Consider the following 25,323-nt stretch of genomic DNA (forward strand, 5'->3'; position numbering starts at 1 on the left):
GATCGTCAGGCACCGAATGCCTTCGACTTTCCCCTCACCGGCCTGGCGCCCGCGAGCAGATGCGGCGGAACGAGATCACGCGCCGGTTCGCTGTACCCCACCGAGACGATCGTGTCGCCGTGGTACGTGAACGTCGTCAGCGACGCCAGCGTGCACTGCCGGCGCCGCGGGTCGTGCCACAGCCGCCGCCGCTCCACGAAGCTCCGAACGATCCAGATGGGCAGCTGGTGGCTGACGCACACCGCCTCGTGCCCGCGCGCCGCGTCACGCGCGGCCGCGAGGGCGCCCATCATCCGTACGACCTGGTCGATGTAGGGCTCGCCCCACGACGGCCGGAACGGGTTGGTCAGATGCCGCCAGTTGCCCGGCTTGCGCAGCGCGCCGTCGCCGACGCCGAAGGTCTTGCCCTCGAAGACGTTGGCCGCCTCGATCAGCCGCTCGTCCGTGGCCAGCTCCAGGCCGTGGGACCGGGCGATCGGCTCGGCCGTCTCCTGCGCCCGCTCCAGCGGGGACGCCACGACATGGGTGACGTCCCGGTCGGCCAGGTGCCCGGCGACCCGGTCGGCCATCCGCCGCCCCAGCTCGGAGAGGTGGTACCCGGCGCGGCGGCCGTACAGGATGCCGTCCGGGTTGTGCACCTCGCCGTGGCGCATCAGGTGCACGACCGTCACGTCGTCGTCCTTCGCGTCGTCCCGCGCCCGCTTGTCCTGCAGCGTGTCCCGTACGCCCGTCATGCCGCGCCCTCCGTGGCCTCCGCGGCGGCGCGGGCGGCGGCGGGCAGCGCGGCGGCGATCCGCTCCACGGCGCGCTCGTCGTGGGCGGTCGACACGAACCACGACTCGAACGCCGACGGCGGCAGGTAGACGCCCTGCGCCAGCATCGAGTGGAAGAAAGCGGTGAAGCGGAACGACTCCTGCCGCTTGGCGTCCTCGTAGTCACGGACCTCGCGGTCGGTGAAGAACACCGAGAACATGTTGGACGCGGTCTGGAGCCGGTGCGCCACGCCCTCCTTGGCCAGCGCGTCCGTCACCAGGCCCTGGATCTCCCGCGAGACCGCGTCGACCTTCTCGTACGCGGCGTCGTCGAGCAGCCGCAGCTGCGCGAGGCCCGCGGCGGTGGCGACCGGGTTACCGGAGAGCGTGCCCGCCTGGTAGACCGGGCCGGCCGGCGCGAGGTGGGCCATCACGTCGGCGCGGCCGCCGAACGCCGCGGCCGGGAAGCCGCCGCCCATGACCTTGCCGAACGTCATCAGGTCCGGCACCACCCCGTCCACGCCGTACCAGCCCGCCTTCGACGTGCGGAAACCGGTCATGACCTCGTCGGAGATGTACAGCGCGCCGTTCTTCGCGCAGGCGTCCTTCAGGCCCTGGTTGAAGCCGGGACGGGGCGGGACGACACCCATGTTGCCGGGGGACGCCTCGGTGATCACGCAGGCGATCTCGCCCGGGTGGCGGTGGAACGCCTCCTGGACGGCCTCCAGGTCGTTGTACGGCAGCACGATCGTGTCGCCCGCCTGCGCGCCCGTGACGCCGGGGGTGTCGGGCAGGCCGAGGGTGGCGACGCCCGAGCCCGCCGCGGCCAGCAGCGCGTCCACGTGCCCGTGGTAGCAGCCCGCGAACTTGATCACCTTGCTGCGGCCGGTGAAGCCGCGCGCCAGGCGGATCGCGGACATGGTCGCCTCGGTGCCGCTGGACACGAGCCGCACCTGCTCGACCGGGGCGACCCGCGCGACGATCTCCTCCGCGAGCGCCACCTCGCCCTCGCCGGGCGTGCCGAAGGACGTGCCGCGCGCGACGGCCTCCTGCACGGCGGCGATGACCTCGGGGTGCGCGTGGCCGAGGATCATCGGTCCCCAGGAGCAGACGAGGTCGACGTACTCGCGTCCGTCCGCGTCGGTCAGGTACGGGCCCGTTCCCGACACCATGAAGCGGGGCGTGCCGCCCACGGCGCGGAAGGCCCGGACGGGCGAGTTCACGCCGCCGGGCGTCACCTGGGAGGCGCGGTCGAAGAGCGACTGTGAGGCTGGGGCTTCGTATGAGTACGACACTTGGGTCCTGACCTGCGAGAACGAGTGGGCGGACGGCTGGTGCGGGCGCTTCCGGCGCCGACGCGGCGGCGGTGCGGTCCCGAGAGGGGCGGGCGAGCCGTGTTCCCTTTCACGGCATCCGGTTTCACGACAATCGGCCTGGCGGCCTTGCTTCGGCGTGACGCCTTCCCCCACGATCTTGTTTCACAAGGGTGTTCCCCTGCTCGGGCGGAGCCGAGAGATCACGGAGTTTCCCGACCTTGTATTCGGGCACGGCGTCAGCCCTCCGCGTCTGCGAAACTGGGGCGTCATAGGGAGAGCTCACGGAAACCATGGTGTCAGAGGCCGGGACGTTCTCGCGGACAGGTGTTTCACCACTCGTTCGCAGGGGAGGTCACTGACACGATGATCGGGTCGCGCGGCGGGGGCCGTGTCACCCCTGCAAGCAGTCGGGTGGAGATATGCATCGCGGTGGCGGACTGGGCGAGGGGACCGGCGATCTGGGTCCCGAGCGTGCCCGGCGGGGAAGGCACCGGCGACAGCGGGACGACCCCCCGCGGGAGCCCGTACGACGGGATGACGCTCCCCAACGAGAAGGCCCCGCGAGCCCCATGGGCCCGTCAGGCCCCACAGGTCCCACAGGTTTCACCGGCCAGACAGGCCACACAGGTCACACAGGCCCGGCGGGCCCGCCGGGTTCAAGGAGCCCCATGGGGCGCACGGGCCCCGAGGGTCCGACGGGATTCACGGGAGGCGATCCTCTGGGCCCGGACCCACTCGGAGGCAGGGGCGGCCGCATGGGGGTGACGTACAAGTACTTCGGCGCGCCCAACGGCGCGACGGCGGCACGTGTGCCGATCTCGATGCGCCCCGAGGAGCTCGGCGGCGACGAGCTCGGCATGGGCGGGATGTTCACCAAGATCAAGCCGGAGACCATAGCCGCCATGGTGCTGACCGGCCTCCAGGGCATGCCCCTGCACAAGGTGCCGCCGCTGGAGCTGGTGGTGCTGCACCCCGACTACGCGGTGGTGAAGCTGCCGATGACGGTGGTGGACCCGCTGCGCGGCGTCGGCGAGGAGTCCGTGGGCGCCGCCGCCTTCATCTGGTCCACGGTCCCCGACCGGGGCGGCCCGCGCGACGCGTTCGACGTGTACCAGCTGCTGCACGAGTGGCAGGACTTCTCCGTACGGCTCCACGAGGCCGGCCACCAGCCCTACTGTCTGGTCTGGCCGTGAGGGGTGCCCCCGCCGAGCCCCCGGTGGTGCGGCTGGACCCCTGGTCGGAGGAGTGCCTCCCGCTGCTGCGGGCCGTCAACGCGCCGGAATGACCGAGCACCTGGGCGGGCCCGAGACCGAGGAGCAGGTGGCGCGGCGGCACCTGCGGTACCTGGCGATGCTGGACGGCCCCGAGGCGGCCGGCCGGATGTTCCAGGTCGTCGCCCTGCCCGAGGGGGTGCCCGCCGGCACGATGGGCTTCTGGCCGCACACCGGGGACGGCGAGGACGTCTACGAGACGGGGTGGAGCGTCCTGCCCGGCTTCCAGGGCCGGGGCGTGGCCACGGCGGCCGCGCGCGGTGGTGGACCTGGCGCGCGCCGCGGGCGCGTACCGGTACCTGCACGCCTACCCGTCCGTACGGCACGCCGCGTCGAACGGCGTGTGCCGGAGGGCGGGCTTCGAACTGCGCGGCGAGCGGGTCTTCGAGTACCCGGCGGGGCGGCTGATGGTGAGCAACGACTGGCGGTACGACTTGCGGGCGTGAGGCGGCTCGCCTGTGCGGTGCGGTGCGGGGGCTCGCCGATCGTGCGGGGCGCGGCGGCTGACTGGTGGTGTGGGCGGGCGGCCGGTGGTGCGGGTGGCTCGCGGGGCGGGGCGGGTGTACGGGCGGTGACTCGCGTTCCGTCGGGGCGGGGCGGGCGTACGGGCGGTGACCGGAGCGCGGTCGTCTCACGGGCGGCGGGGCCGGGTGCGCGGCCGGTACGCGCGGGCGCGACGGCACCGGCGCGGGAGGCGGCGCTCGGGGCGGCGGGCCGGGAAACGGCCTGGCTGGCGCGGGGCGGCCGGTGGCATCCTGGCCGCGTGAACGGACCGGAGATCCACATCAGCTTCGCGCCCGAGCTCGGCCTGTTCGTCCCGGCGCCCCGCCGCACCGGCCGTACGGCCCTGGTGACGGACGGCGTCTCGACGCTCGGGCACGTCGTCGAGTCGCTCGGCGTGCCGCTCACCGAGGTGGGCGCCCTGCTGGTGTCCGGCGAACCGGTGCCCGTCTCGCACGTCCCGGCGGCCGGCGAGGAGATCGAGGTACGGGGCGTACGGCGCCCGCAGGAGGTGCCGGGCGCGCCGCTGCGGTTCCTGCTCGACGTCCATCTGGGCACGCTCGCCCGGCGGCTGCGGCTGCTGGGCATCGACGCGGCGTACGAGAGCGAGGACATCGGCGACGCCGCGCTGGCCGCCCAGTCGGCGCGGGAGCGGCGCGTGATGCTCTCCCGCGACCGGGGCCTGCTGCGCCGCCGCGAACTGTGGGCGGGGGCGTACGTGTACAGCCACCGGCCGGACGAGCAGCTGCGCGACGTGCTGGAGCGCTTCGCGCCCCGGCTGGCCCCGTGGACCCGCTGCACGGCCTGCAACGGCGTGCTGACCGAGGCGGACAAGGACGAGGTGCGCGAGCGGCTGGAGCACGGCACGCGGCGCACGTATGACGTGTTCGCCCGCTGCACGGCCTGCGACCGCGTGTACTGGCGCGGCGCCCACCACGCCCGGCTGGACGACATCGTCCGCACGGCCCTGCGCGACTTCGGCGGCGCCCCGGCCTGACCCGGCCTGACCCGGCGGCGACGCGCTCCGGCTACGGCCGCTCGGCCGTCAGGTACCGCTGGATCGTCGGGGCGAGCCAGGCGATGACCTCATCGCGCTCCATCGTGACGGCGGGCGGGAAGCGCAGCACGTACCGGGCGAGTGCCATGCCGAGTATCTGCGAGGCGACGAGCGCGGCCCGTCGCGGCACCTCGTCCGGGTCGGGGCAGACACCGGCCACGACCACCCCGAGGTTCGCCTTGAAGATCTCCCGCATGCGCTCGGCGCCCGCGTCGTTGGTGGCGCCGACGCGGAGCATGGCGGTCAGGGTCTCGTCGGACTCCCAGCGGTCGAGGAAGTGGCTGACGAGGACGGCCCCGATGTGCTGGGCCGGCACCGCGCTCAGGTTCGGTATCCGCAGGTCGATCTCGGAGGCGGCCACGAACAGCCCCTCCTTGTTGCCGTAGTAGCGCATCACCATCGACGGATCGATGCCCGCGTCACGGGCGATGGCCCGGATGGTGGCGCGCTCGTAGCCGTCCGCGGCGAACCGCTCGCGGGCCGCTTCGAGGATCGCGGCGCGGGTGGCGTCCGAGCGGCGCGGGGCGCGGCTCGGTGTCGTGACGGCTTCCTTCTCCATGCCAACGAATGTAGGCCAACAGGTGTTGACACGCCAGCCACCACGGGTCTAACTTTGCCTACAAGCGTTGACCAACATGCGTTGACCAACGGCCGTTGACCCAGCGTGGGTCGGCTTGAGGAGGCAGGCATGACCAGCACCGGCATGACCGACGAACCGAGCACCGACACCGGCACGCACACCCGGACCGCCCCGCACATCGACACGGACGTCGCCGTCGTGGGCGCGGGCCCGACCGGGCTGCTCCTCGCGGGCGACCTCGCCGAGGCCGGACTCCGCGTCACGCTCGTGGAGCGCCGCCCCCGCGCGGCCGGAAATCTGACGCGCGCCTTCGCCGTCCACGCGCGGACGCTGGAGGTGCTCGACGCCAGGGGCCTCGCGGACGAGCTGATAGCGACGGGTGGGACCGTGACGCGGCAGCGGCTGTTCGGCGGCGTCTCGTTGAGCCTTTCGGGGCTGCGCACCCGCTTCCCCCACATGCTCATCACGCCTCAGTACGAGGTGGAGCGGCTGTTGGAGCGCCGCGCCCGCGCGGCCGGGGTGGACTTCCGCCACGAGACGGCGCTGCGAGCCCTGCGCCAGGACGCCGAGGGCGTCACGGCCGAACTGGCCCCTGCCGGAAATGACGGCCCGGGGAAGGAAGGTCCCGGCGCGGGAGGCAGCGGCATACGGCTCCGCGCCCGCTATCTGGTCGGCACGGACGGGGTGCGCAGCACCGTCCGGGAGCAGCTGGGCCTGCCGTTCCCGGGGCGCTCGGTGGTCCGTTCCCTCGTTCTCGCGGACGTCCGTCTCACCGACCCGCCCCGGGAGGTGCCGACCGTGGACGGCACGGGCGACACGTTCGCCTTCATCGCCCCGTTCGGGGACGGCTGGTATCGCGTGATGGGCTGGGACCGGCACCGCCAGTTGCCGGACGACGCGCCCGTCGAGCTGGACGAGATCCGCGACATCACGCGCCGCTCGCTCGGCTCGGACCACGGGATGCGGGACGCCCGCTGGCTCTCCCGCTTCCACAGCGACGAACGCCAGTCGCCCGCGTACCGCGTGGGGCGCGTGCTGCTCGCCGGGGACGCGGCGCATGTCCACTCCCCCGCCGGGGGCCAGGGTATGAACACGGGTCTCCAGGACGCCGCCAACCTCTCCTGGAAGCTCGCCGCCGTCCTGCGCGGCGACTCGGGCGATCCGGCGGCGCTGCTCGACAGCTACCACGCCGAGCGGCACCCGGTCGGCACGGCCGTCCTCCGGAGCAGCGGGGTGATCATCCGTCTCGCCATGGTCCGCACACCGCTCGGCCGCGCCGCCCGCGCCGCGGTCGCCCGCCTGGTCTCCACGGGTCCGGTCTCCGCCCGGGTGACCGGCAGGCTCAGCGGGATCGGCATCTCGTACCCGGCCCCGCGGGGTGCCCACCGGCTGGTGGGCCGTCGGGCACCGGACCTGTCGCTCACCGAGGGCCGCCTGTACGAGCTGCTGCGTCGGGGCACGTTCGTCCTGGTCGCCCCAAGGGGTGCCGAGCCGACCGCCCCGGAGATCACCACTGCGCCCGGCAAGGTCGTGCGGACCACATGGGCGAACGACTCCCGCCGCACCGCCCTGCTGATCCGCCCCGACGGCCACATAGCCTGGGCCCACGACTGAGCCCGGGACGGCACCGCCGTGACCAGGCCCGGCACCGACCGGCAGCACGGCGTGCACGGCACGGCGGGACGGACAGCACGGCGACACGGCGGGCCCGTCAGGCCCGGCCCGCGGGGACGGACGCACCGCACGGCACGTACAGCCCACCCAGCAGGCAGACAGGCACGGCACGCACGACAGGCGCCACCAGCTTGCCTCGGGCAATGATCATGTACACCCCACACGGCCGGGCGAGCGCGCCTATGCTGACGGCGTACCGCTCGCCGTCGCCCGAGGAGCATGCCGACCATGACCGCCGCCGCACTGCCCGTCGCCGTCGTCACAGGAGCCAGCAGCGGCATCGGAGCCGCGACCGCGCGCCACCTGGCCGAGGCCGGGCACCACGTCGTGCTCACCGCGCGCCGCAAGGACCGCGTCGAGGCCCTGGCCGCCGAGCTGACCGAGGCCGGGCACCAGGCGACGGCGTACGCGCTCGATGTCACCGACCGCCCGGCCGTGGACGCCTTCGCGGCCTCCCTCGACCGCTGCGACGTGCTGGTCAACAACGCGGGCGGCGCGCTCGGCGCCGACCCGGTCGCGACGGGCGACCCCGAGGACTGGCGCCGCATGTACGACGTGAACGTCCTCGGCACGCTCCACATGACGCAGGCGCTGCTGCCCGCGCTCACCGCGAGCGGCGCGGGCACGGTCGTCGTGGTCTCCTCCACGGCAGGCCACGCCACGTACGAGGGCGGCGCGGGCTATGTCGCCGCGAAGAACGGCGCCCGGGTCCTCGCGGAGACGCTGCGGCTGGAGATCGTCGGCACGCCGGTCCGGGTCATCGAGGTGGCGCCCGGCATGGTGAAGACGGAGGAGTTCGCCACGACCCGGTTCCGGGGCGACACGGAGCGGGCGGCGAAGGTCTACGAGGGCGTGCCCGACCCGCTGTCGGCCGACGACGTGGCCGACACGATCGCCTGGGCCGTGACCCGCCCGCCGCACGTCAACATCGACCTGCTCGTGGTCCGCCCCCGCGCCCAGGCGTCGAACCACAAGGTGCACCGGGAGAGCTGACGTGCCGGAAGGGGGCCGGTCCGCCCCAGCCGGTCCAGCCCCCCCGCCCTCAGCCCCGCCTCAGGCTCCGGCCCCCGCCCTCAGCCCTTCACGCAGATGACCTGCTTGAGCTTCGCCACGACCTCCACCAGGTCGCGCTGCTGGTCGATGACCTGCTCGATCGGCTTGTACGCGGCGGGGATCTCGTCCACGACCCCGGAGTCCTTGCGGCACTCCACGCCCCGCGTCTGCTCCTCCAGGTCCCGCGTGGAGAACCGGCGCTTGGCGGCGTTGCGGCTCATCCGCCGGCCGGCGCCGTGCGATGCGGAGTTGAAGGACTTCTCGTTGCCGAGGCCCTTGACGATGTACGAGCCGGTGCCCATGGAGCCGGGGATGATCCCGTACTCGCCGCTGCCCGCGCGGATCGCGCCCTTGCGGGTGACGAGCAGGTCCATCCCGTCGTACCGCTCCTCCGCCACGTAGTTGTGGTGGCAGGAGATCTCCCGCTCGAAGGTCACCTTGGCCTTCTTGAACTCCTTGCGGACGACGTCCTTCAGGAGCGCCATCATCACCGAGCGGTTGTACTTGGCGTACTCCTGCGCCCAGAACAGGTCGTTGCGGTACGCGGCCATCTCCGGGGTCTCCGCGACGAACACGGCGAGGTCCCGGTCGATCAGGTCCTGGTTGTGCGGCAGGCCGCGGGCGACGCCGATGTGGTGCTCGGCGAGCACGTTGCCGATGTTCCGCGACCCGGAGTGCAGCATCAGCCACACCGACCCGGTCGAGTCCAGGCAGACCTCGACGAAGTGGTTACCGCTTCCGAGCGTTCCCATCTGCTTCGCGGCCCGCTCCTGACGGAATTTGACCGCTTCGGCGATGCCGTCGAAGCGCGCCCACAGGTCGTCCCAGCCCTTCTCCGCGAAGCCCTCGAACCGGCCGGGGTCCACCATCTCGTCGTGCATGCCCCGGCCCACCGGGATGGCCCCCTCGATCCGCGACCGCAGCCCGGACAGGTCGCCCGGCAGGTCGTTCGCGGTCAGCGACGTCTTCACGGCGGACATGCCGCAGCCGATGTCCACGCCCACCGCAGCAGGGCAGACCGCGCCGCGCATGGCGATGACGGACCCGACCGTGGCGCCCTTGCCGTAGTGGACGTCCGGCATCACGGCGAGGCCCTTGATCCACGGCAGAGTCGCGGTGTTCCGCAGTTGCTGGAGGGCGACGTCCTCCACCCCCGCCGGGTCCGTCCACATGCGGATGGGTACCTGCTCCCCCGGCACCTCGACGTACGACATACTCCTCGATCCCCCAGAAAGTTCAGAAAGCGCAAAATCCGGCGCCAGAACTGACATAAGTGACAGCAGACCGGCAGCAACGGCGCGCGTGCGATACACATTGTGTTCACCGGCCGCCGACCACCGGCAAGCTGTTTTCACCGTGACCGCAGGAAGGGAGCCCGGGACCGTGCAGCGAAGGGCGTACGCAACCGGCATGGCCGCTCTCCTCGCGGCGGCACTCAGCGCGACCGCCCTCGCAGGATGCAGTTCCGGTTCGGGACCGACCGGTTCCGACATCGACGCCAAGGCCGGCACCGCGACCGGCGCCGTCGCCCAGCCCGGCCGCTACCGCACCCTCCTGGAGCCGTGCGGCTCCGTCTCCCGCGCCACCCTGCGGAACATGCTCCCCGCCGTCACCGCGCTTCCGACCGAGCAGCGCGACCGCGTCCTGCGCGGTACGGCCGCCGTCACCTACGACACGGACCGCCGCGTCGGCTGCGCCTGGAAGGCCGACGGCCCGGACGCGATCCACCACCTCACCCTCGACTTCGAACGCGTCGTCTCCTACGACCCGTCCGTCAGCGACGAGACGCGGGCCCAGGAGGTGTACACGACCAAGGAGTCCGCCGCCGGGCTCACCCCCGCCTCACCGCCCGCCACCACCCCGGACACGCCCCCCGGCACCGGCACGCCGCCCACCGGCACACCCGCCCCCGGCACCACCGCCAAGCCCCCCGCCCCCGCCAAGGCGGACGAGCCGGGCGCCGGAGCCGGTACCCCCCTCGCCGCGGCCGACCCGCAGGCCCAGACCGTCTCCCCCGCCGCCCCCTCCCCCACGGCCTCCACCCCGCCCGAGGGCCTGGAGTCCCGGACGCTCACCGGCCTGGGCGACGTGGCGTTCCTCGACGACGTCCTCGCCCCGGCGGGTTCGGCCACCCAGCAGCGCGTCGTCAGCGTGGTGTTCCGCACATCGAACGTGATCGTGACCGTGCGGTACGCGGCCCAGCCCACCCGTGCCGGCGAGGTTCCGGACAGTGAGGAACTGCAGGAAAAGGCGCGCGAGCTGGCGGTCCGTCTGGCCGAGCGGTTCGACGAGTGACCCGCGTGCCGGGCACCGCCGCGCCACACCCCGAGGCCGTCCGGGGTGCGCCGACGGCCCCCGGCCCGGCGCCCGGACGGGCTACCGTGGCCGGGCCGGTTCGCCCGGACCGTACGACCGGACCGTATGACAGGCCGGTACAAGGGACTCGTACGACAAGCGACAGAGCGACTGAAGGAACCATGCACCGATCAGCCCCGCGTCTCACCCGCATACTCGCCTGCGCCGCCGTCCCGGTGATGCTCGTCGCCGCCGGCTGCTCGTCGGACGACTCCGGCTCCGACGCGTCCGCGTCGCCCTCCGCGTCCGCCGCGGGCGGTGCCTCCGCCGCGCCCGCCACGTCGGCGGCGCCCGCGCCGAGCGTCGCCCCGGCGAAGTTCGCGAAGCTGCCGGACGCGTGCAAGTCCATCACCGCGAAGACGGTCGAGGACCTCGTGCCCGAGGTGAAGAAGAAGGCCGGTACGCCGGGCAAGTCCTCCGACCTCAACGACCGCGGCAACTGCTCCTGGAACGGCCTTGAGGACAAGGGCGTCAAGGGCTCCGACTACCGCTGGCTGGACGTCTCGCTGCTCCGCTTCGACTCGGACCAGACGCTCGGCACGGGCGAGAAGCGCGCCCAGGACAAGTACGTGAGCAAGGTGGCCGAGGTGAAGGCGACCGAGGGCGCCACCGACGTGGTCACCTCCTCCGTGCCGGGCGTCGGCAACGAGGCCCGCGCCATCAGCTACTCCATGAAGAAGACCGGCGAGACCTTCCGCTACGGCGTGATCGCGGTCCGCACGGAGAACGTGGTCGTCACCGTCTCCTACAACGGCACCGGCTACGCGGGCGCCAAGGCCCCGGCCGCAGGTGAGCTGATGGAGGGCACGGTCAAGGCCGTCAAGGACGCCGTCGCCGCCGTGGCCGCCGCCAACAAGTAACCGCCGGTAGCGCGGGAGAAGACGAGATCCGGCCGCCCCGCGCGGCCGGATCTCGCACGCGTGTGCCAGGCTGTGCCCGCGAAAAGCACAGGCGAACCAGGGGAGGGGACCGCGGGTGGCCGCGATGCAACTGACACGGACGCACCGCGTTTTGATCGGTGTCGTGGTCGCCGGTGCCCTGGTCATCGCGGGGATCGGTTTCGCGGGCTCGTACGCGGCGGTGCGGGAGCTGGCGGAGAAGAAAGGTTTCGGCGACTTCTCCCTGGTCTTCCCCATCGGCATCGACGCCGGTATCTGCGTCCTGCTCGCGCTCGACCTGCTGCTGACCTGGCTGCGCATCCCGTTCCCGCTGCTGCGGCAGACGGCGTGGCTGCTGACCGCCGCGACGATCGCCTTCAACGGCGCCGCGGCCTGGCCGGACCCGCTCGGTGTGGGCATGCACGCCGTCATCCCGATGCTGTTCGTCGTGGCCGTCGAGGCCGCCCGCCACGCGGTGGGCCGGATCGCGGACATCACGGCCGACAAGCACATGGAGGGCGTACGGCTCACCCGCTGGCTGCTGTCGCCCGTGCCGACGTTCCGGCTGTGGCGGCGGATGAAGCTGTGGGAGCTGCGGTCGTACGACCAGGTGATCAAGCTTGAGCAGGACCGGCTGATCTACCAGGCGCGCCTCCAGGCCCGGTTCGGCCGCGCCTGGCGGCGCAAGGCGCCCGTGGAGGCGCTGATGCCGCTGCGCCTCGCGAAGTACGGCGTCCCGCTGGCGGAGACCGCCCCGGCGGGCCTGGCGGCGGCGGGCATCGAACCGGTCCTGCTGCCCCCGAACCCGGTCGCCCAGGAGGCACCCGCCGCTCTGGCGACGGCCGAGGCGCCGGCACCCCTGGCGGCCGCCCCCGTGGCGGAACTCCCCCAGGCGGCGACCCCGCAGCCGGCCGAGCACGAGCAGGCGGCTCCGCACCAGGCCCAGCCGCACGCGCTGGTCAAGACACAGCCCGAGGCCCAGCCGCAGCCCGAGCCCCCGGCCCAGTCCCACGCCCAGGTCCAGCCCCACGCCCAGGCGCAGCCCCCGACGCAGCAGCAGCCCCAGCTCCAGGCGCAGGCCCAGGCCCAGCCCCCGGTCCCGGCCCAGGCCACCTCGCCTGCCGAAGCCTCAGTCCAGGGCCAGGTAGGCCCCCAGGCCACTGCCCCGGAGCAGCACCAGCAGGCCCACCCGTACCTCCAGCCGCACCCGGCCCAGGCCCGCCACGCCGAGGCGCCCGAACCGGCCCGGGTGGCGGCCCCCGAACCCTCCCACCAGCGCCCCGCCCCGGAGCGGCAGGCGCCCCAGACCAAACCGGCCCCGGAGCCGGCCCACCCCGAACCCGCCAGCCACGTCAGCCCCTGGTTCGCGGCGCCCAAGCCGCCCCACGAGACCGCCCAGGCGGGCCCGTACGGCCCGGCAACGCACGCCGAGCAGCCCCGCACCGAGCAGCTCCCCGCCGAACCGCCCAGCGTCGAGGGGAGGCCGTACGCCGACACATCGGCCGAGGTCCTTCCCGAGGTGAACGACGCTGAGTACCTCCACGCGGCGTACGAGGCGTTCCAGGCGTACGTGGACGAGCACGGCGCCGAGCCGACCGCCGACGCCCTGGTCCATCACCTCGCCAACGCGTACGGCCTCCGGCACTCCCGTGCCATCCCGATGCTCCGCCGCGTGCTCACCAACTTCAGGACCCGCTACGACGCGGAGCTGAAGGAGAACCACATCGCCTGACCCCCGCCCCCGGAACGCGCGCAGCGGCGGCGCCCACCGCCCCGACGTGCCCCGGCCCACCGGAGCCCCCAACGGTCGTCGTCCATCGGATGCCGGAAAGCCACCGGCCCGGCGTGCTCCCCCGTCACCAATAGGAACACCGCCCCGGCCGAGAAGGTTGCGCCCAGCCGCAACACCCACGGCACCCGGGCCCGCCCAATGCCCCCGGCCCGCCAGAGGCCCGCACCCGCCCAAAGCCCGCCTCCCCCGGCGCGGGCCCGCACAGGCCCGCCACCCCTGGCCCGCCCTGGCCCGCCCTGGCCCGCCCTGGCCCGCCGCAGGCCTCGCCACCCCCGGCGCGCCGGCCACCCCAACCCACCGCAGGCCCCGCCAACCCCAGCCCGCGCGGGCCCGGGCCCGCCCCCGCCCAAAGCCACACCCCCGGTGGCGGCACCCCAACCCGCCGCCCGGCCGCTCCCGTTCCACCGCACGCACCCACCACACCCCCGGCCGCGTCAGTCGGCCCCCGCCCTCCCCCGCTTCCCCGTCTCCCCGTACAAGGCGAGGGCGGCTCCGGCCACGGCGAGGGCCACGTACACCGGCGTCGGCAGGTCCCACCACTGCTGGAGCACCCCCCACGGCTCGCCCCGGTAGACGCGGCCCGCGATGCCCAGCACGCCCTGCGCGCCCATGAACCAGCCCAGAAGCCCCACGAGTTCCCTCATGCCGAAAGGCTCTCGTGGCCACCCCGCCGACCACGTCGTACGCGGGGCGGAACCCGGAGTCATCCGAACGGTGCAGGAACGCCGAAGGGCCCCACCCCGCGAGGTGAGGCCCTTCGTACGTCATTCGGGGCACCGGGCCCCGGATGTCACGCGCCCAGCAGCTTGCGCACGCGCTCCGCGCCGACCGCCAGGAGCAGCGTCGGGAGGCGCGGGCCCGTGTCCCGGCTGACCAGCAGGCGGTACAGCAGGGCGAAGAAGTCCCGCTGTGCCGTCTTCAGCTCGGGCGTCGGCTTCGCCTCCGGGTCGAGCCCGGCCATGACCTTCGGCACGCCGTAGACCAGCGTCGTCAGACCGTCCAGCGACCAGTGGCTGTCCAGGCCCTCCAGCAGGAGCCGCAGCGACTCGCGGCCCTGGTCGTCGAGGGAGCCCAGCAGCTCCGTGTCCGGCTCGTCGCGCACGATGGTGCGGGCCTCGGCGGGGACCTGCGTGGTGATCCAGTTCTCCGCGCGGTCCAGCCGCGGCCGCGCCTCGTCCAGCGACGACAGCGGGTTCTCCGGGTCCAGCTCGCTCAGGATGCGCAGCGTCTGCTCGTCGTGGCCGGCCGTGATGTCCACGACCGAGGCGAGCGTCCGGTACGGGAGCGGGCGCGGCGTGCGCGGCAGCTCACCGGCGGCGCTGCGCACCGCCCGTGAGTGCGCGGCGGCGTCGGCGGGCAGCGCCGTGCCGTCCGCGACCTTGGCCTCCAGCTTGTCCCACTCGTCGTAGAGCCGCTGGATCTCCTGGTCGAACGCGATCTTGAAGGACTGGTTCGGCTTGCGGCGCGCGTACAGCCAGCGCAGCAGCGGCGCCTCCATGATCTTCAGCGCGTCCGCCGGGGTGGGCACGCCGCCCTTGGACGACGACATCTTCGCCATGCCGGAGATGCCGACGAAGGCGTACATCGGGCCGATCGGCTGGACGCCGTCGAAGACCTCGCGGACGATCTGGCCGCCGACGACGAACGACGAACCGGGCGAGGAGTGGTCCACGCCGCTGGGCTCGAAGATCACGCCCTCGTAGGCCCAGCGCATCGGCCAGTCGACCTTCCAGACCAGCTTGCCGCGGTCGAACTCGTTCAGCAGCACCGTCTCGGAGAAGCCGCACACGCAGCTGTACGACAGCTCGGTCGTGTCGTCGTCGTACGACGTGACGGTCGTGAGGTCCCGCTCGCAGCGGCCGCAGTACGGCTTGTACGGGTAGTACCCGCCCGCGCCGCCCGAGCCGTCGTCCTCGCTGGCCGCGCCGGAGCCCTCGGCGGCCTCGAGCTCGGCCTCGTCCACCGGCTTCTGCTGCTTCTGCTTCTGCGCCTTGGGCTGGCCGGTGGCCTTGTCCTTCGTCCGGTACCGGTCGAGGATCGCGTCGATCTCCGCGCGGTGCTTCATCGCGTGCAGGATCTGCGCGCGGTAGGCGCCGCTCGTGTACTGCTCGGTCTGGCTGATGCCGTCGAACTCGACGCCCAGCTCGGCGAGCGACTCGACCATGGCGGCCTTGAAGTGCTCCGCCCAGTTCCCGTACGGGGAGCCGGCCGGGGCAGGGACGGACGTCAGGGGCTTGCCGATGTGCTCGGCCCAGGAGTCGTCCACGCCCGGGACACCGGCCGGCACCTTGCGGTAGCGGTCGTAGTCGTCCCAGGAGATCAGGTGCCGGACCTCGTGCCCGCGGCGGCGGATCTCGTCGGCCACCAGGTGCGGGGTCATGACCTCGCGGAGGTTGCCGAGGTGGATGGGGCCGGACGGGGAGAGGCCGGAGGCGACGACGACCGGTTTGCCAGGCGCACGTCGCTCCGACTCGGCGATGACCTCGTCCGCGAAACGGGAGACCCAGTCGGTCTCGGTGCTGCTCTGAGCCACGATCGGCACGTCCTTGGTGTTGTTCTCTGCGGGTTTCGAAGGGCTGGTCCCGGGGCGGTGTCGCCCCTCGGCCATTCTCCCAGACGGAACAACCTGACCGGAGGTTGTCCACAGGCGGCCTTCCTCCGCGGCCGGAGTTGTCCACAGACTGGGAAAGCCGTGGGAAAGAGGTTGCTCGACCGTGGGACACTTGACAACCGGAAAAGCACCACACGGACAGCCTCCGGACACCCCGGATGCCCGGCCGCCCGGACACCGGACACACACACGACCCCGACACAGGAACGGAAGCTCATGGCCTCGGTCCCTTCCCTCGCTTCGACCGTGCAGCAGCGCCTCGCGGACGCCCTCTCGGCAGCACTGCCGGAGGCCGGTTCCGCCGACCCGCTGCTGCGACGTAGCGACCGGGCCGACTTCCAGGCCAACGGCATCCTGGCGCTCGCGAAGAAGCTCAAGGGCAATCCGCGCGAGCTGGCGACGAAGGTCGTCGAGGCGCTCCCGGCGGACGACGTGCTGAAGGACGTCGAGGTCTCAGGCCCCGGCTTCCTCAACATCACGGTCGGCGACCGGGCCATCGTGGAGACGCTGGCGGCCCGCGCCGCCGACGACCGGCTCGGCGTGCCGTTCGCGGAGAAGCCCGGCACGACGGTCATCGACTACGCCCAGCCGAACGTGGCGAAGGAGATGCACGTCGGGCACCTGCGGTCCGCCGTCATCGGCGACGCGATGGTGCAGATCCTGGAGTTCGCCGGTGAGAAGGTGATCCGCCGCCACCACATCGGCGACTGGGGCACCCAGTTCGGCATGCTCATCCAGTACCTGATCGAGCACCCGCACGAGTTGGACCACAAGGCGGACACGGACGACACGGAGGTCTCCGGCGAGGAGGCCATGTCGAACCTGAACCGGCTGTACAAGGCGTCCCGCGCGCTGTTCGACTCGGACGAGGAGTTCAAGGCGCGCTCCCGCGACCGGGTCGTCCTCCTCCAGTCCGGCGACCCGGAGACGCTGCGGCTGTGGCAGCGCTTCGTGGACGAGTCGAAGATCTACTTCTACTCGGTCTTCAACAAGCTGGACATGGAGATCCACGACCCGGACGTGGTCGGCGAGTCCGGTTACAACGACATGCTGGACGAGACGTGCCGCCTCCTGGAGGAGTCGGGTGTCGCGGTCCGCTCGGAGGGCGCGCTGTGCGTGTTCTTCGAGGACGTGAAGGGCCCGGACGGCCAGCCGGTCCCGCTGATCGTCCGCAAGTCGAACGGCGGGTACGGCTACGCGGCGACGGACCTGTCCGCGATCCGCGACCGGGTGCGGAACCTCGGCGCGAGCACGCTGCTGTACGTGGTGGACGCGCGGCAGTCGCTGCACTTCAAGATGGTCTTCGAGACGGCGCGCCGGGCGGGCTGGCTGGGCGACGACGTGAAGGCCGTCCAGCTCGCGTTCGGCACGGTCCTCGGCAAGGACGGCAAGCCGTTCAAGACCCGTGAGGGCGAGACGGTCCGGCTCGTGGACCTGCTGGACGAGGCGATCGAACGCGCCTCGGCGGTCGTCCGGGAGAAGGCCGAGAGCCTGCCCGAGGACCAGCGGCTCACCGAGGAGGAGATCGTGGAGCGCGGCGCCCAGGTCGGCATCGGCGCGATCAAGTACGCGGACCTGTCCACGTCCGCGTCGCGTGACTACAAGTTCGACCTGGACCAGATGGTGTCGTTGAACGGCGACACCTCGGTGTACCTCCAGTACGCCTACGCCCGTACCCGGTCCATCGCCCGCAAGGCGGGTGACGCGAAGCCGGCCGCGCACGCGGAGCTGGAGCTGGCCCCGGCGGAGCGCGCGCTCGGCCTGCACCTCGACCAGTTCGGGGAGACGCTCGCCGAGGTGGCCGCGTCGTACGAGCCGCACAAGCTCGCCGCGTACCTGTACCAGCTGGCGTCGCTGCTGACGACGTTCTACGCCGAGTGCCCGGTCCTGAAGGCCCCGACGCCGGAGCAGGTGGAGAACCGGCTGTTCCTGTGCGACCTGACGGCGCGGACGCTCAGCAAGGGCATGGCCCTCCTGGGCATCCGCACGCCCGAGCGGCTCTGACGCCTCCCGGCCGGGGGCGGCTCTGATGCTCCCGGCCCGCCCGTAGCCGCCGGTGCCCCCTGTCGGGTCGCCGCGCCCGCACAGCGCGGCGACCGGACGGGGCCGGTCAGCCTGCGGCGCGGCCGAGCGGGGGCGGGGAGGGTCTCAGCCCTCGTCCGGCGTGTGGGGAATCCACGCACCACCGCCCAGCGGGTAGTCGAACATGGGCCGCCCCGTGGTCGCGCTCGTCGCGAACGGCCGCCCCCGGTCGTCGATCAGCAGCGTGCCCCGTCGGCCCCCGCTGCTCCACTCCAGCTCCAGGTACCAGCGCACCGAGTGCCCGGCCGTGTGCGCCGTCACCCGCAGCATCTGCGGGTCGTCCGCCGACACCTTGTACGGGAAGTCACCCGCCGGGATCTCCCTGTCGCCCTGCTGCCCCGCGACTGGCACGGTGCGCGGACGCGCCGCGTCCAGGTTGACGTCCAGGCTCATGGGCGTCATGTCCCCGCCGCAGCCCACGCCCATCGTGTACGCGTTCCACGGCAGCGGCGCGCTCTTCTCCACCACCCGCACGTGCAGGGCGTGCAGCACCACCGTCTCCTCGCCCGTGCCCTGGACGGTCAGCTCCATCAGCATGTCGCCGCCCGGCACCCCGCCGAGACCGGTGACCCAGCCGCGCGCACCCTGCTCCGAGGGCGGCGGCGGCATCCGGGTGTGCGGCCGGTCCACCACGTACACCTGACTGCACGGGTCCCGCCAGACGTACGGGCGCACGTCCACGGTCAGCGGTACGCCGCCGTCCCGCCGGTCCGGCGCGGACCCGCCCGGCCGCGCGGTCACGCTTGGCGCGGTGAAGGTGGGGCTCGTGGTGGCGGAGGGGCCGGGGGTGCCGGAGGCGGAGGCGGTCGGCGTGGGAGACGCGGCAGGGCTCGTACCGGTGGGGTGGGTTGGCCCCAAGGGGCCGGTGCTCGCGGTGTGCGGGCCGCCGTTCGCGTGGACGGTGCCCTTCGACGTATCCGAGTGCAGGGCCATGGTGAGTGCGGCGGAGGCGGTCAGCGCCACGACGGCGGCCACGGCGGCGGCCAGCCGGACCCGCCGTCGCCGCTCCCGGTCATCGCCGGACGCCCGCGACGAGGCGGGCACGAGGACGGCGACGGGCTCGGGCTCGGATTCGGGGGGCTCGGGCTCGGATTCGGGGCTGGAGCGGGTGGGCTCGGTGCTGGTGTTCCCGGGCTCGGGTGCTGTGGGCTCGGGCTCGGCGGGCTCGGGCGCGGTGGGTGCGGTGGGTGCGGTGGCCGTGCCGTTGCCGCGCTCAACGGCTGCGGCGGCTGAGGGGGCCGGTTCGGCGGGGCCGTTCGGCTCGGGGATTCCCGTCGGAGCGGTACGGCTCCGACGCCTGGCCTCGTCGGCGACGATCCAGCGCCGGTGCAGGGCGATCATCTCGTCCCGCGACGCCCCGCACAGCCGCGCGAGCCGTTCCACAGGGGCGAACTCCGTCGGCACGGCGTCGCCGTTGCAGTAGCGGTGCAGCGTCGAGGTGCTCATGTGCGCGCGCCCGGCGAGGGCGCCGTAACTGAGCCCGGAGCGCTCCTTGAGCCCCCGTAACGCGTCCGCGAAGCCGTCCGGACCGGTGCCCATCCGTGTTCCCCCTCCGTCGCGCCGTCCCAGGAACGCGTTCCAGGCACCCACCAACCGTGCAGGTCAGAGCCGTTCCAGCGTTCCAGCGTCCCCCATTGTCCCCTGGACATTGCCCCGGGATCACGCGGCTCGGCACGGTGTGTCCAGCGCCACCGAAGACGGGAGCACCGATGCGGTCGGACCGCCGCCTGGACCTCGTCGATGTCTGTGCCTTCGGCGTACTGGCCGTCTGCACGGCGATCGTCCTCGCACTGATCAACCGTCATTGACCGATACCAAACGGGGAGTACGAACCACCATGCGCACCTTCCGCACCCGGACCACCACCACCGCCGTGACCGCCCTCCTGGCCGCGCTCTCGCTCACCGCCTGCCAGAACGGCGAAGGCGCCGACGCCGCCCCGGCGCCCGCCGCCGCCCCCGCCCCGGCGGGCGCCGCATCCCCCGCGGGCACCACCCAGCCCGGCACGACCGGCGGCAGGACCGGCAGCCCCACCACCCCGGCCAACAACGACAACAGCGGCCACACCGGCACCGGCAAGGACACCGGCCGGACCGGCGACAGCACCGAGCCCAAGCCGAAGCCCGCCGCCTCCGCCGCCAAGAACGGCACCTCGATCGACCCGGCCCCGTTCGTCACCTGCACCGGCGGCAACACGAAGGTGACCGTCACCAGGCCGAGCCGGCCGATCAACCACCTGCTGATCACCGCCACGAACACCGGCTCCCGCACCTGCCTTGCGTACGCGGCCCCGCTCCTCCGCTTCGACGACGAGCAGGCCACGCCCCGGCTCGTCGAGAGCAGCAAGCCGCAGGCCGTGGTGACCCTGGCCCCCGGCGAGTCGGCCCACGCGGGGGTCATCCTGAGCGGCGAGCGCGCCCCGGAGGAGGCGAACGGCCGGGTCACCCGGCGGCTCAGCGTCCTGTTCGCCCCGCGTGACGGGTCCGGCTCCGTCGGCTCACCGGCCACGGTGACGCTCCCGGCGGACACGTACAAGACGGACGACGCGGCCGTCACGTACTGGCAGAGCGGTCTGGACGACGCCCTCATGTACTGAGAAAGGCCCGGGAGCGCGGCGCGGGGCGGGACACCCACACATCCCCGGCCCGCTCCGGCCGGGAGCAGCCACCCGACGTGCCCCGGCCCCCGGCCCCCTGGCCCCAGCCCCCACGCTCCGGCCGGCGCCCATCCGGCGGCCGGCGGCCATCCGGCGGCGGGCCCATCCGGCGGCCGGCCCGGCGCCTCAGATCAGCGGGTGCGACGGCTTCCCCTTCGCGTCGTCGATCTCCACATGCGCCTTCTGCAGCAGCTGCGTGGCGATGTCCATCAGCGCGCGGGCGCCCGCGATCTCCTCGCCGACCCGCAGCTGCCCGGAGTCGGACGGGTGGCGCTGGGCCTGCCCGTGCCCCCGCACCTCGGTCCCGTCCCCGAGCCGCACGAGCGCGGCGGCCTTGGTCCGGTTGCCGTCCTCCTGGAACTCCATATCGACGTGCCATCCGACTAGCGTGTGCATACGGAACACCTCCAGTACCTCCCTTCCAGGGTGCTCCGATTCCCCGCACTCCGCCCTCCGGCCACCGCCCCCGGGGACGGGCCCGGCCGGCGGGTCCGGCGTGCGGTCGGACCGGGCGGGTCGGGCGTGCGGTACGGGCGGTCCATGGGCGACGGTGGTACCGCCCCGCTGCCCGCGGGCGCGCCCCTGCCGTGAGGAGATCCACGTGAACATGACCCTCGAAGTCGTCCCGGTCCCGGTGACCGACCTGGACCGGGCGAAGGAGTTCTACGGCGAGAAGTGCGGCTTCAGGATCGACCTGGACAGCGAGGTGGCGCCGGGCATCCGGGTCATCCAGGCGACCCCGCCGGGCTCGCGCTGCTCGATCGCCCTGCTGAGCGGGATGCCGCAGATGCCCGGCACCAGGAAGTCGGAGCCGGGGTCGCTGCACGGCCTCCAGCTGTGCGTCACCGACATCGAAGCGGCCCGCGCCGGGCTCGTGGAACGGGGCGTGCGGGTCTCCCCGGTCATGCGCCTCGGCGCGACGGGCTGGGAGGAGGGCAAGGGCGACACCTGGAACTCGTTCATGTCCTTCGAGGACCCGGACGGCAACGGCTGGCTCGTCCAGGAGGCCCCGGCCGAGCTGTCGGAACGGTAGGGACACGGCTCCGGGGGCGGGCCCGCCCGGAACCCGCACGGCCGGGCGGACCCGTCCACCACACCCCGGTTCGTACCCCCCCCACCTGACCACCCCACGACCCCGACCCGCCCCGTGACGCCCCGCATCCCCGGGCCCCCTCCCGTGGTTGTCCCTCCGGAAACACCCCCACCGGAGAGGACACCACCAGGTGAACACCCCACGCGCCCTCCCCCGGGCCGTCGCCGCCACCGCCCTCGCTTCCGCGCTCGCCCTGTGCGCACCCACCACCGCCACCGCGGCAACGACGACAGTCCCGGCACCAGCACAGACCACCACCAAGACCAAGGACGGCTGGCAGCAGGACGGCCTGCACCTGAACGCCACCGACAACGCCAAGGTCGACGCGTTCATCGCCGACGCCCGCCAGGCCGAACGCACCATCAGCCCCCAGGTCCGCGCCGCCGCCTGGCTCACCGACGCCGAGCTGATCGGCTTCGAAAACCGCCTCAAGTCGCCCGACTCCCTCAAGCGCAAGGTCGCCACCGCCATGAAGGAGGCGCCCGGCCAGAGCGTCGAGGCGACCCTCGCCACCATCAACGACGCCGTCCGCTACACCCTCCAGTGGCCCGACGCGCGCTACACGACCGGCGTTATCGCCGCGTCGTCCCACCTCGCCGCCTGGGGCAACGACAGCGTCCGCTGGAAGAACACCTGGGGCAGCTCCGGCTACAAGGGCGTCAACTCGGCCTGGCGGGCGCCCCGTTCGGGCATGCGCTTCGAGATCCAGTTCCACACGCCCGCCAGCAAGTGGGCGCAGGAGGAGACCCACAAGCTGTACGAGGAGCAGCGCCTCCCCGGCACCTCGCCCGAGCGGAAGAAGCGGCTCCAGGAGCAGCAGAACGCCATCTTCGCCTCCGTACCGGTCCCCGAAGGCGCCGACCGCCTGACCGCGCCGGCCCCCGCCGTCCCCCACCAGCCCCAGCCGCAGCGCGCAAAGGCGGCGACCGCCTCCAACTGACCCAAGCGAGAAGGCGGTCCGCCACCCCGGCGGGCCGCCCTACGATGCCCCCATGCGCTACGCAGACGGCCCCACCGCGACCGCCGAGACGCCCATAGCCGCACCCCCCGCCCGCGTCTGGTCCGTGGTGACGGACATCGGCCTCCCCGCCCGGCTGAGCCCCGAACTCCAGCGCGCCACCTGGCTGGACGGCGCCACCGCGCCCGCCCCCGGCGCCCGCTTCGAGGGCCACAACAGCCATCCCCTCCTCGGCACCTGGCGCACCCACTCCCATGTGCGCGAACTGGTCGAGCACCGCTCCTTCGTCTGGGCCGTCACCGACCCGGACGGCCGCTTCGGCGACAAGGACCCCGACCCGCGGCACCCGCTCGCGACCTGGCGCTTCGACCTGTCGCCCGCTCCCGGCGGCACCACCCTCCTGCGCCACACCGTCCGCCTGGGCCCGGCCCGTTCCGGCGTCAGCCTCGCCATCGACCGCGCCCCGGACCGCGAGGAGGCCATCGTCGCCGCCCGCCTGGCCGAGCTCCGCGCGAACATGGCCGCCACCCTCCGGGGCGTCAAGGCGCTCGCGGAGGAACGGACCGGCTGAGAAATCCCCGTCGCGGTGTCATCCGGGTCTGCCGCGACCGGGGTTTGTACGGGTGGAGAGGCGCCCCTCCGTCGAGTCCACCCGCAGTTCCCGAGGAGACCCGCACCCATGACCCGGACGAAGAAGTACGCGGCGGCCGCTGCCGTCGCCGCCGTGCTGGTGGGAGTGCCGACCGGGGCGTACGCCACCCACGCGACCCACGCCACCGAAAACGCCCCCGCCGCCCACCCCGCGCCCCAGCTGCCCCGGCAGGCGCCCCAGCCCCACACCCACCAGGCACAGCAGGCCCAGCAGACCCGGCCCACAACCCCCTCCGTCCGGATCATCCAGCCCGGTGAGCGGATCGACGCCCGAGACGGCTGGACGCTGTGGCTGACCCGCGAGGGCAAGCACTGGGCGGGCCCCGACGGCTACGAGAACTTCCGCAGTGTCGTGGACGGCAACATCGACCTGAGCCGCCCGGGCGTCAGCCACCAGTCGCAGGGCGACGCGACCGGCGTGTTCCACTCGGGCGTGTACTACGGCACCAAGAAGGCCGCCCGCGTCGAGCTGGTCGCCGCCGACGGCACCCGGGCCCGCGCGGCGCTGGTGGAGCTGCCCGGCAAGCCCGGCTGGGGCGCCTGGTACGTGAGCACGCCGCCCGCGACGGACCCGGGCGGCCTGGGCGTGGCCCTGTACGACCGTACGGGCAAGCTCATCGCCGAGCTGCCCGCCTTCCCCGTCTGACCCACCCCGACCTGTGGCAGGGCCCGACACGGGGCGGGCCCTGCCGCAGCACCACCCCACCGCCGTACGAACGCGAGGTTCCGCACCGTGCCGCACGAGTCCGGCTCCGAGGCCACCGACTTCGCCGACTTCGCCACGGCGGCCTGGCCCCGCCTGGTCCGCACGGCCCGCCTGCTCACCGGCGACCACCACGAGGCGGAGGACCTGGTCCAGACGACGCTGGCCAAGGTGTACAGCCGCTGGTCGAAGGTGCCCCGCGACGAGATGGACCTCTATGTGCGCCGCGCCCTCGTCAACAACAACCTCAGCAGACTGCGCCGCAAGCGCGTCGTGCACCTGCTGACACCGTTACTGCCGGACACCGCCCGCCACGCCCACGAGGGCCACGCCGACGCGATCGACCAGCGCGCCACGCTCATGGCGGCGCTCGCGGACCTGTCCCCGCGCCAGCGCGCCGTGATGGTGCTGCGGTACTGGGAGGACCTGAACGAGCAGGACATCGCGGAGGTGCTGAACTGCTCGCTCGGCACGGTCAAGACCCACGCCCGGCGTGGACTGGAGGCCCTGCGCGCCCATCCCGTACTCGCCCCCGGCATTCCCGCGTCCCCCGCCTCCCCCGGAGCCCAGCGATGACCCCCGAACCCCCGACGCGTGCGGAGTCCGAGGCGGCCGACACCGCCCGGGCGCTCCGCGCGGCATTCTGCGAAGCGGCCCGCGCCGTGACCCCGCCGCTCATCCCGCTGGAGGCCATCGAGCGGGCGGGCCGCGCCCATCGCCGCCGCCGCGCGACGGCCCTGACGACGGGCTGCGCACTGGCGGTGACGGCGGTGACGCTCACCCTGACGCAGGTCCTGTCCCGCCCGGCCGCCCCCGATGCGGCGCGGCCCCCGGTGCCGGCCCAGGAGCGGGCCACCACCCCCGGCCCCTCCTCGAACCCGTCCCGCCCGCCGGAGCCGCCGGCCCCGCCGAGGATCGTGGCGCCGGGCGAGCGGGTGGACGCGGGCGGCGGCTGGACGGTCTGGCTGACGAGGAGCGGCAAGCACTGGAAGGGCCCGGACGGGTACGAGAACGTCCGCAGCGTCAGCGACGGCAACATCGACATGACCAGCCCCGGCATCAGCCACCAGTCGGAAGGCGACCGCGAGCGCACCTTCCACTCGGGCCTCTACTACGGCACGAGGAACGTCGGCCGCGTCGAACTCACCGACGCCGCGGGCCGCAGGACCACCGCCGCCCTCCTGGAACTCCCCGGCAAGCCGGGCTGGGGCGTCTGGTACGTCACGACCCCGCCCGCCCCGGACGGCGGTGTCGGCAGCGACCAGCTGGACGTCTACGACACGACGGGCAGGCTGATCACCAGCTTTCCCCCCAGGTAGCCCCCGCCGCCACGCTGCCGC

24 protein-coding genes and 1 pseudogene are annotated in these 25,323 nt (G+C 73.3%); 17 read left to right on the top strand and 8 right to left on the bottom strand.

What is annotated here, in order from left to right; all coding sequences use genetic code 11:
* Nucleotides 1-5 precede the first annotated feature (5 nt).
* Together J116_RS11195 and hemL are read right to left on the bottom strand one after the other, a co-directional pair.
* Nucleotides 6-734 (bottom strand): histidine phosphatase family protein, encoded by a 729-nt coding sequence (locus tag J116_RS11195; protein WP_023587163.1) that lies wholly within the window; start codon nt 732-734, stop codon nt 6-8.
* Nucleotides 731-2,047, bottom strand: coding sequence for a glutamate-1-semialdehyde 2,1-aminomutase (gene hemL / locus J116_RS11200; protein WP_023587164.1), 1,317 nt, complete (start codon nt 2,045-2,047; stop codon nt 731-733). The genes J116_RS11195 and hemL overlap by 4 nt, the downstream gene beginning before the upstream one ends.
* A 776-nt stretch (nt 2,048-2,823) precedes the next feature.
* Between hemL and J116_RS30880 the strand changes: the two genes are divergently transcribed.
* From J116_RS30880 to J116_RS11215, 4 genes and pseudogenes are all read left to right on the top strand, one after another.
* On the top strand, nt 2,824-3,261 hold the full coding sequence (locus tag J116_RS30880) for a hypothetical protein (RefSeq protein ID WP_023587165.1): 438 nt from the start codon (nt 2,824-2,826) through the stop codon (nt 3,259-3,261).
* Nucleotides 3,262-3,349: 88 nt separating this feature from the next.
* A pseudogene (locus J116_RS31495) lies at nt 3,350-3,538 on the top strand (GNAT family N-acetyltransferase); the annotation flags it as partial.
* A gap of 61 nt (nt 3,539-3,599) precedes the next feature.
* Nucleotides 3,600-3,785: a hypothetical protein gene (locus tag J116_RS31365; RefSeq protein ID WP_028963932.1), complete on the top strand. Its 186-nt coding sequence runs from the start codon at nt 3,600-3,602 to the stop codon at nt 3,783-3,785.
* Between the two features lie 317 nt (nt 3,786-4,102).
* Complete coding sequence (locus J116_RS11215; RefSeq protein ID WP_023587166.1) at nt 4,103-4,837, top strand: Mut7-C RNAse domain-containing protein; 735 nt, start codon at nt 4,103-4,105, stop codon at nt 4,835-4,837.
* A gap of 31 nt (nt 4,838-4,868) precedes the next feature.
* On the opposite strand, the gene J116_RS11220 is transcribed toward J116_RS11215, so the two are convergent.
* Entirely contained in the window at nt 4,869-5,456 is a 588-nt protein-coding gene (locus J116_RS11220; RefSeq protein WP_023587167.1) for a TetR/AcrR family transcriptional regulator, read from the bottom strand.
* A gap of 129 nt (nt 5,457-5,585) precedes the next feature.
* On the opposite strand from J116_RS11220, the gene J116_RS11225 reads away from it, so the two are divergent.
* Both J116_RS11225 and J116_RS11230 read left to right on the top strand, forming a co-directional pair.
* Nucleotides 5,586-7,091, top strand: coding sequence for an FAD-dependent oxidoreductase (locus tag J116_RS11225; protein ID WP_023587168.1), 1,506 nt, complete (start codon nt 5,586-5,588; stop codon nt 7,089-7,091).
* 288 nt (nt 7,092-7,379) lie between these two features.
* Entirely contained in the window at nt 7,380-8,144 is a 765-nt protein-coding gene (locus tag J116_RS11230) for an SDR family NAD(P)-dependent oxidoreductase (RefSeq protein ID WP_023587169.1), read from the top strand.
* An 80-nt stretch (nt 8,145-8,224) separates the two neighbouring features.
* On the opposite strand, the gene J116_RS11235 is transcribed toward J116_RS11230, so the two are convergent.
* On the bottom strand, nt 8,225-9,418 hold the full coding sequence (locus tag J116_RS11235) for an RtcB family protein (protein WP_023587170.1): 1,194 nt from the start codon (nt 9,416-9,418) through the stop codon (nt 8,225-8,227).
* A 196-nt stretch (nt 9,419-9,614) separates the two neighbouring features.
* On the opposite strand from J116_RS11235, the gene J116_RS11240 reads away from it, so the two are divergent.
* The 3 genes from J116_RS11240 (at nt 9,615) to J116_RS11250 (ending at nt 13,169) form a co-directional block, all read left to right on the top strand.
* A complete protein-coding gene (locus J116_RS11240; protein ID WP_394331480.1) occupies nt 9,615-10,499 on the top strand; it encodes a DUF3558 domain-containing protein in 885 nt (294 codons plus the stop codon).
* 182 nt (nt 10,500-10,681) lie between these two features.
* Nucleotides 10,682-11,419 carry a hypothetical protein gene (locus J116_RS11245; RefSeq protein ID WP_023587172.1) on the top strand — a complete coding sequence of 246 codons (738 nt, stop codon included), beginning with the start codon at nt 10,682-10,684 and terminating at the stop codon, nt 11,417-11,419.
* 115 nt (nt 11,420-11,534) lie between these two features.
* The gene (locus J116_RS11250; RefSeq protein ID WP_023587173.1) at nt 11,535-13,169 is read left to right on the top strand and encodes a DUF2637 domain-containing protein; all 1,635 of its coding nucleotides are present in this window, start codon (nt 11,535-11,537) and stop codon (nt 13,167-13,169) included.
* Between the two features lie 494 nt (nt 13,170-13,663).
* Here the strand turns inward: J116_RS11250 and J116_RS11255 are convergent, their stop codons facing one another.
* Together J116_RS11255 and lysS are read right to left on the bottom strand one after the other, a co-directional pair.
* On the bottom strand, nt 13,664-13,873 hold the full coding sequence (locus J116_RS11255) for a hypothetical protein (protein WP_023587174.1): 210 nt from the start codon (nt 13,871-13,873) through the stop codon (nt 13,664-13,666).
* A gap of 146 nt (nt 13,874-14,019) precedes the next feature.
* On the bottom strand, nt 14,020-15,771 hold the full coding sequence (gene lysS, locus J116_RS11260) for a lysine--tRNA ligase (RefSeq protein ID WP_023587175.1): 1,752 nt from the start codon (nt 15,769-15,771) through the stop codon (nt 14,020-14,022).
* A gap of 285 nt (nt 15,772-16,056) precedes the next feature.
* Here lysS and argS point away from each other — a divergent pair, with 285 nt between their 5' ends.
* On the top strand, nt 16,057-17,844 hold the full coding sequence (gene argS, locus J116_RS11265) for an arginine--tRNA ligase (protein WP_023587176.1): 1,788 nt from the start codon (nt 16,057-16,059) through the stop codon (nt 17,842-17,844).
* A gap of 144 nt (nt 17,845-17,988) precedes the next feature.
* Here argS and J116_RS11270 read toward each other — a convergent pair whose 3' ends face one another.
* The gene (locus J116_RS11270; RefSeq protein WP_023587177.1) at nt 17,989-19,461 is read right to left on the bottom strand and encodes a helix-turn-helix domain-containing protein; all 1,473 of its coding nucleotides are present in this window, start codon (nt 19,459-19,461) and stop codon (nt 17,989-17,991) included.
* 298 nt (nt 19,462-19,759) lie between these two features.
* On the opposite strand from J116_RS11270, the gene J116_RS11275 reads away from it, so the two are divergent.
* A complete protein-coding gene (locus J116_RS11275; protein WP_023587179.1) occupies nt 19,760-20,518 on the top strand; it encodes a DUF4232 domain-containing protein in 759 nt (252 codons plus the stop codon).
* 186 nt (nt 20,519-20,704) lie between these two features.
* Here the strand turns inward: J116_RS11275 and J116_RS11280 are convergent, their stop codons facing one another.
* Nucleotides 20,705-20,974, bottom strand: coding sequence for a DUF1876 domain-containing protein (locus tag J116_RS11280; protein ID WP_023587180.1), 270 nt, complete (start codon nt 20,972-20,974; stop codon nt 20,705-20,707).
* Nucleotides 20,975-21,179: 205 nt separating this feature from the next.
* On the opposite strand from J116_RS11280, the gene J116_RS11285 reads away from it, so the two are divergent.
* From J116_RS11285 to J116_RS11310, 6 genes are all read left to right on the top strand, one after another.
* Entirely contained in the window at nt 21,180-21,611 is a 432-nt protein-coding gene (locus J116_RS11285) for a VOC family protein (RefSeq protein WP_023587181.1), read from the top strand.
* Nucleotides 21,612-21,801: 190 nt separating this feature from the next.
* Nucleotides 21,802-22,611 carry an ATP nucleotide 3'-pyrophosphokinase gene (locus J116_RS11290; RefSeq protein ID WP_023587182.1) on the top strand — a complete coding sequence of 270 codons (810 nt, stop codon included), beginning with the start codon at nt 21,802-21,804 and terminating at the stop codon, nt 22,609-22,611.
* Nucleotides 22,612-22,663: 52 nt separating this feature from the next.
* Nucleotides 22,664-23,200, top strand: a complete 537-nt coding sequence (locus J116_RS11295) for an SRPBCC family protein (RefSeq protein ID WP_023587183.1) — start codon at nt 22,664-22,666, stop codon at nt 23,198-23,200.
* 108 nt (nt 23,201-23,308) lie between these two features.
* Nucleotides 23,309-23,926: a hypothetical protein gene (locus J116_RS11300; RefSeq protein WP_023587184.1), complete on the top strand. Its 618-nt coding sequence runs from the start codon at nt 23,309-23,311 to the stop codon at nt 23,924-23,926.
* A gap of 87 nt (nt 23,927-24,013) precedes the next feature.
* The gene (locus J116_RS11305) at nt 24,014-24,559 is read left to right on the top strand and encodes a SigE family RNA polymerase sigma factor (protein ID WP_023587185.1); all 546 of its coding nucleotides are present in this window, start codon (nt 24,014-24,016) and stop codon (nt 24,557-24,559) included.
* Entirely contained in the window at nt 24,556-25,302 is a 747-nt protein-coding gene (locus J116_RS11310; RefSeq protein ID WP_023587186.1) for a hypothetical protein, read from the top strand. The genes J116_RS11305 and J116_RS11310 overlap by 4 nt, the downstream gene beginning before the upstream one ends.
* The last annotated feature ends 21 nt before the right edge of the window (nt 25,303-25,323 follow it).

It is taken from the genome of Streptomyces thermolilacinus SPC6 (genome assembly GCF_000478605.2).
Lineage (GTDB): Bacteria > Actinomycetota > Actinomycetes > Streptomycetales > Streptomycetaceae > Streptomyces > Streptomyces thermolilacinus.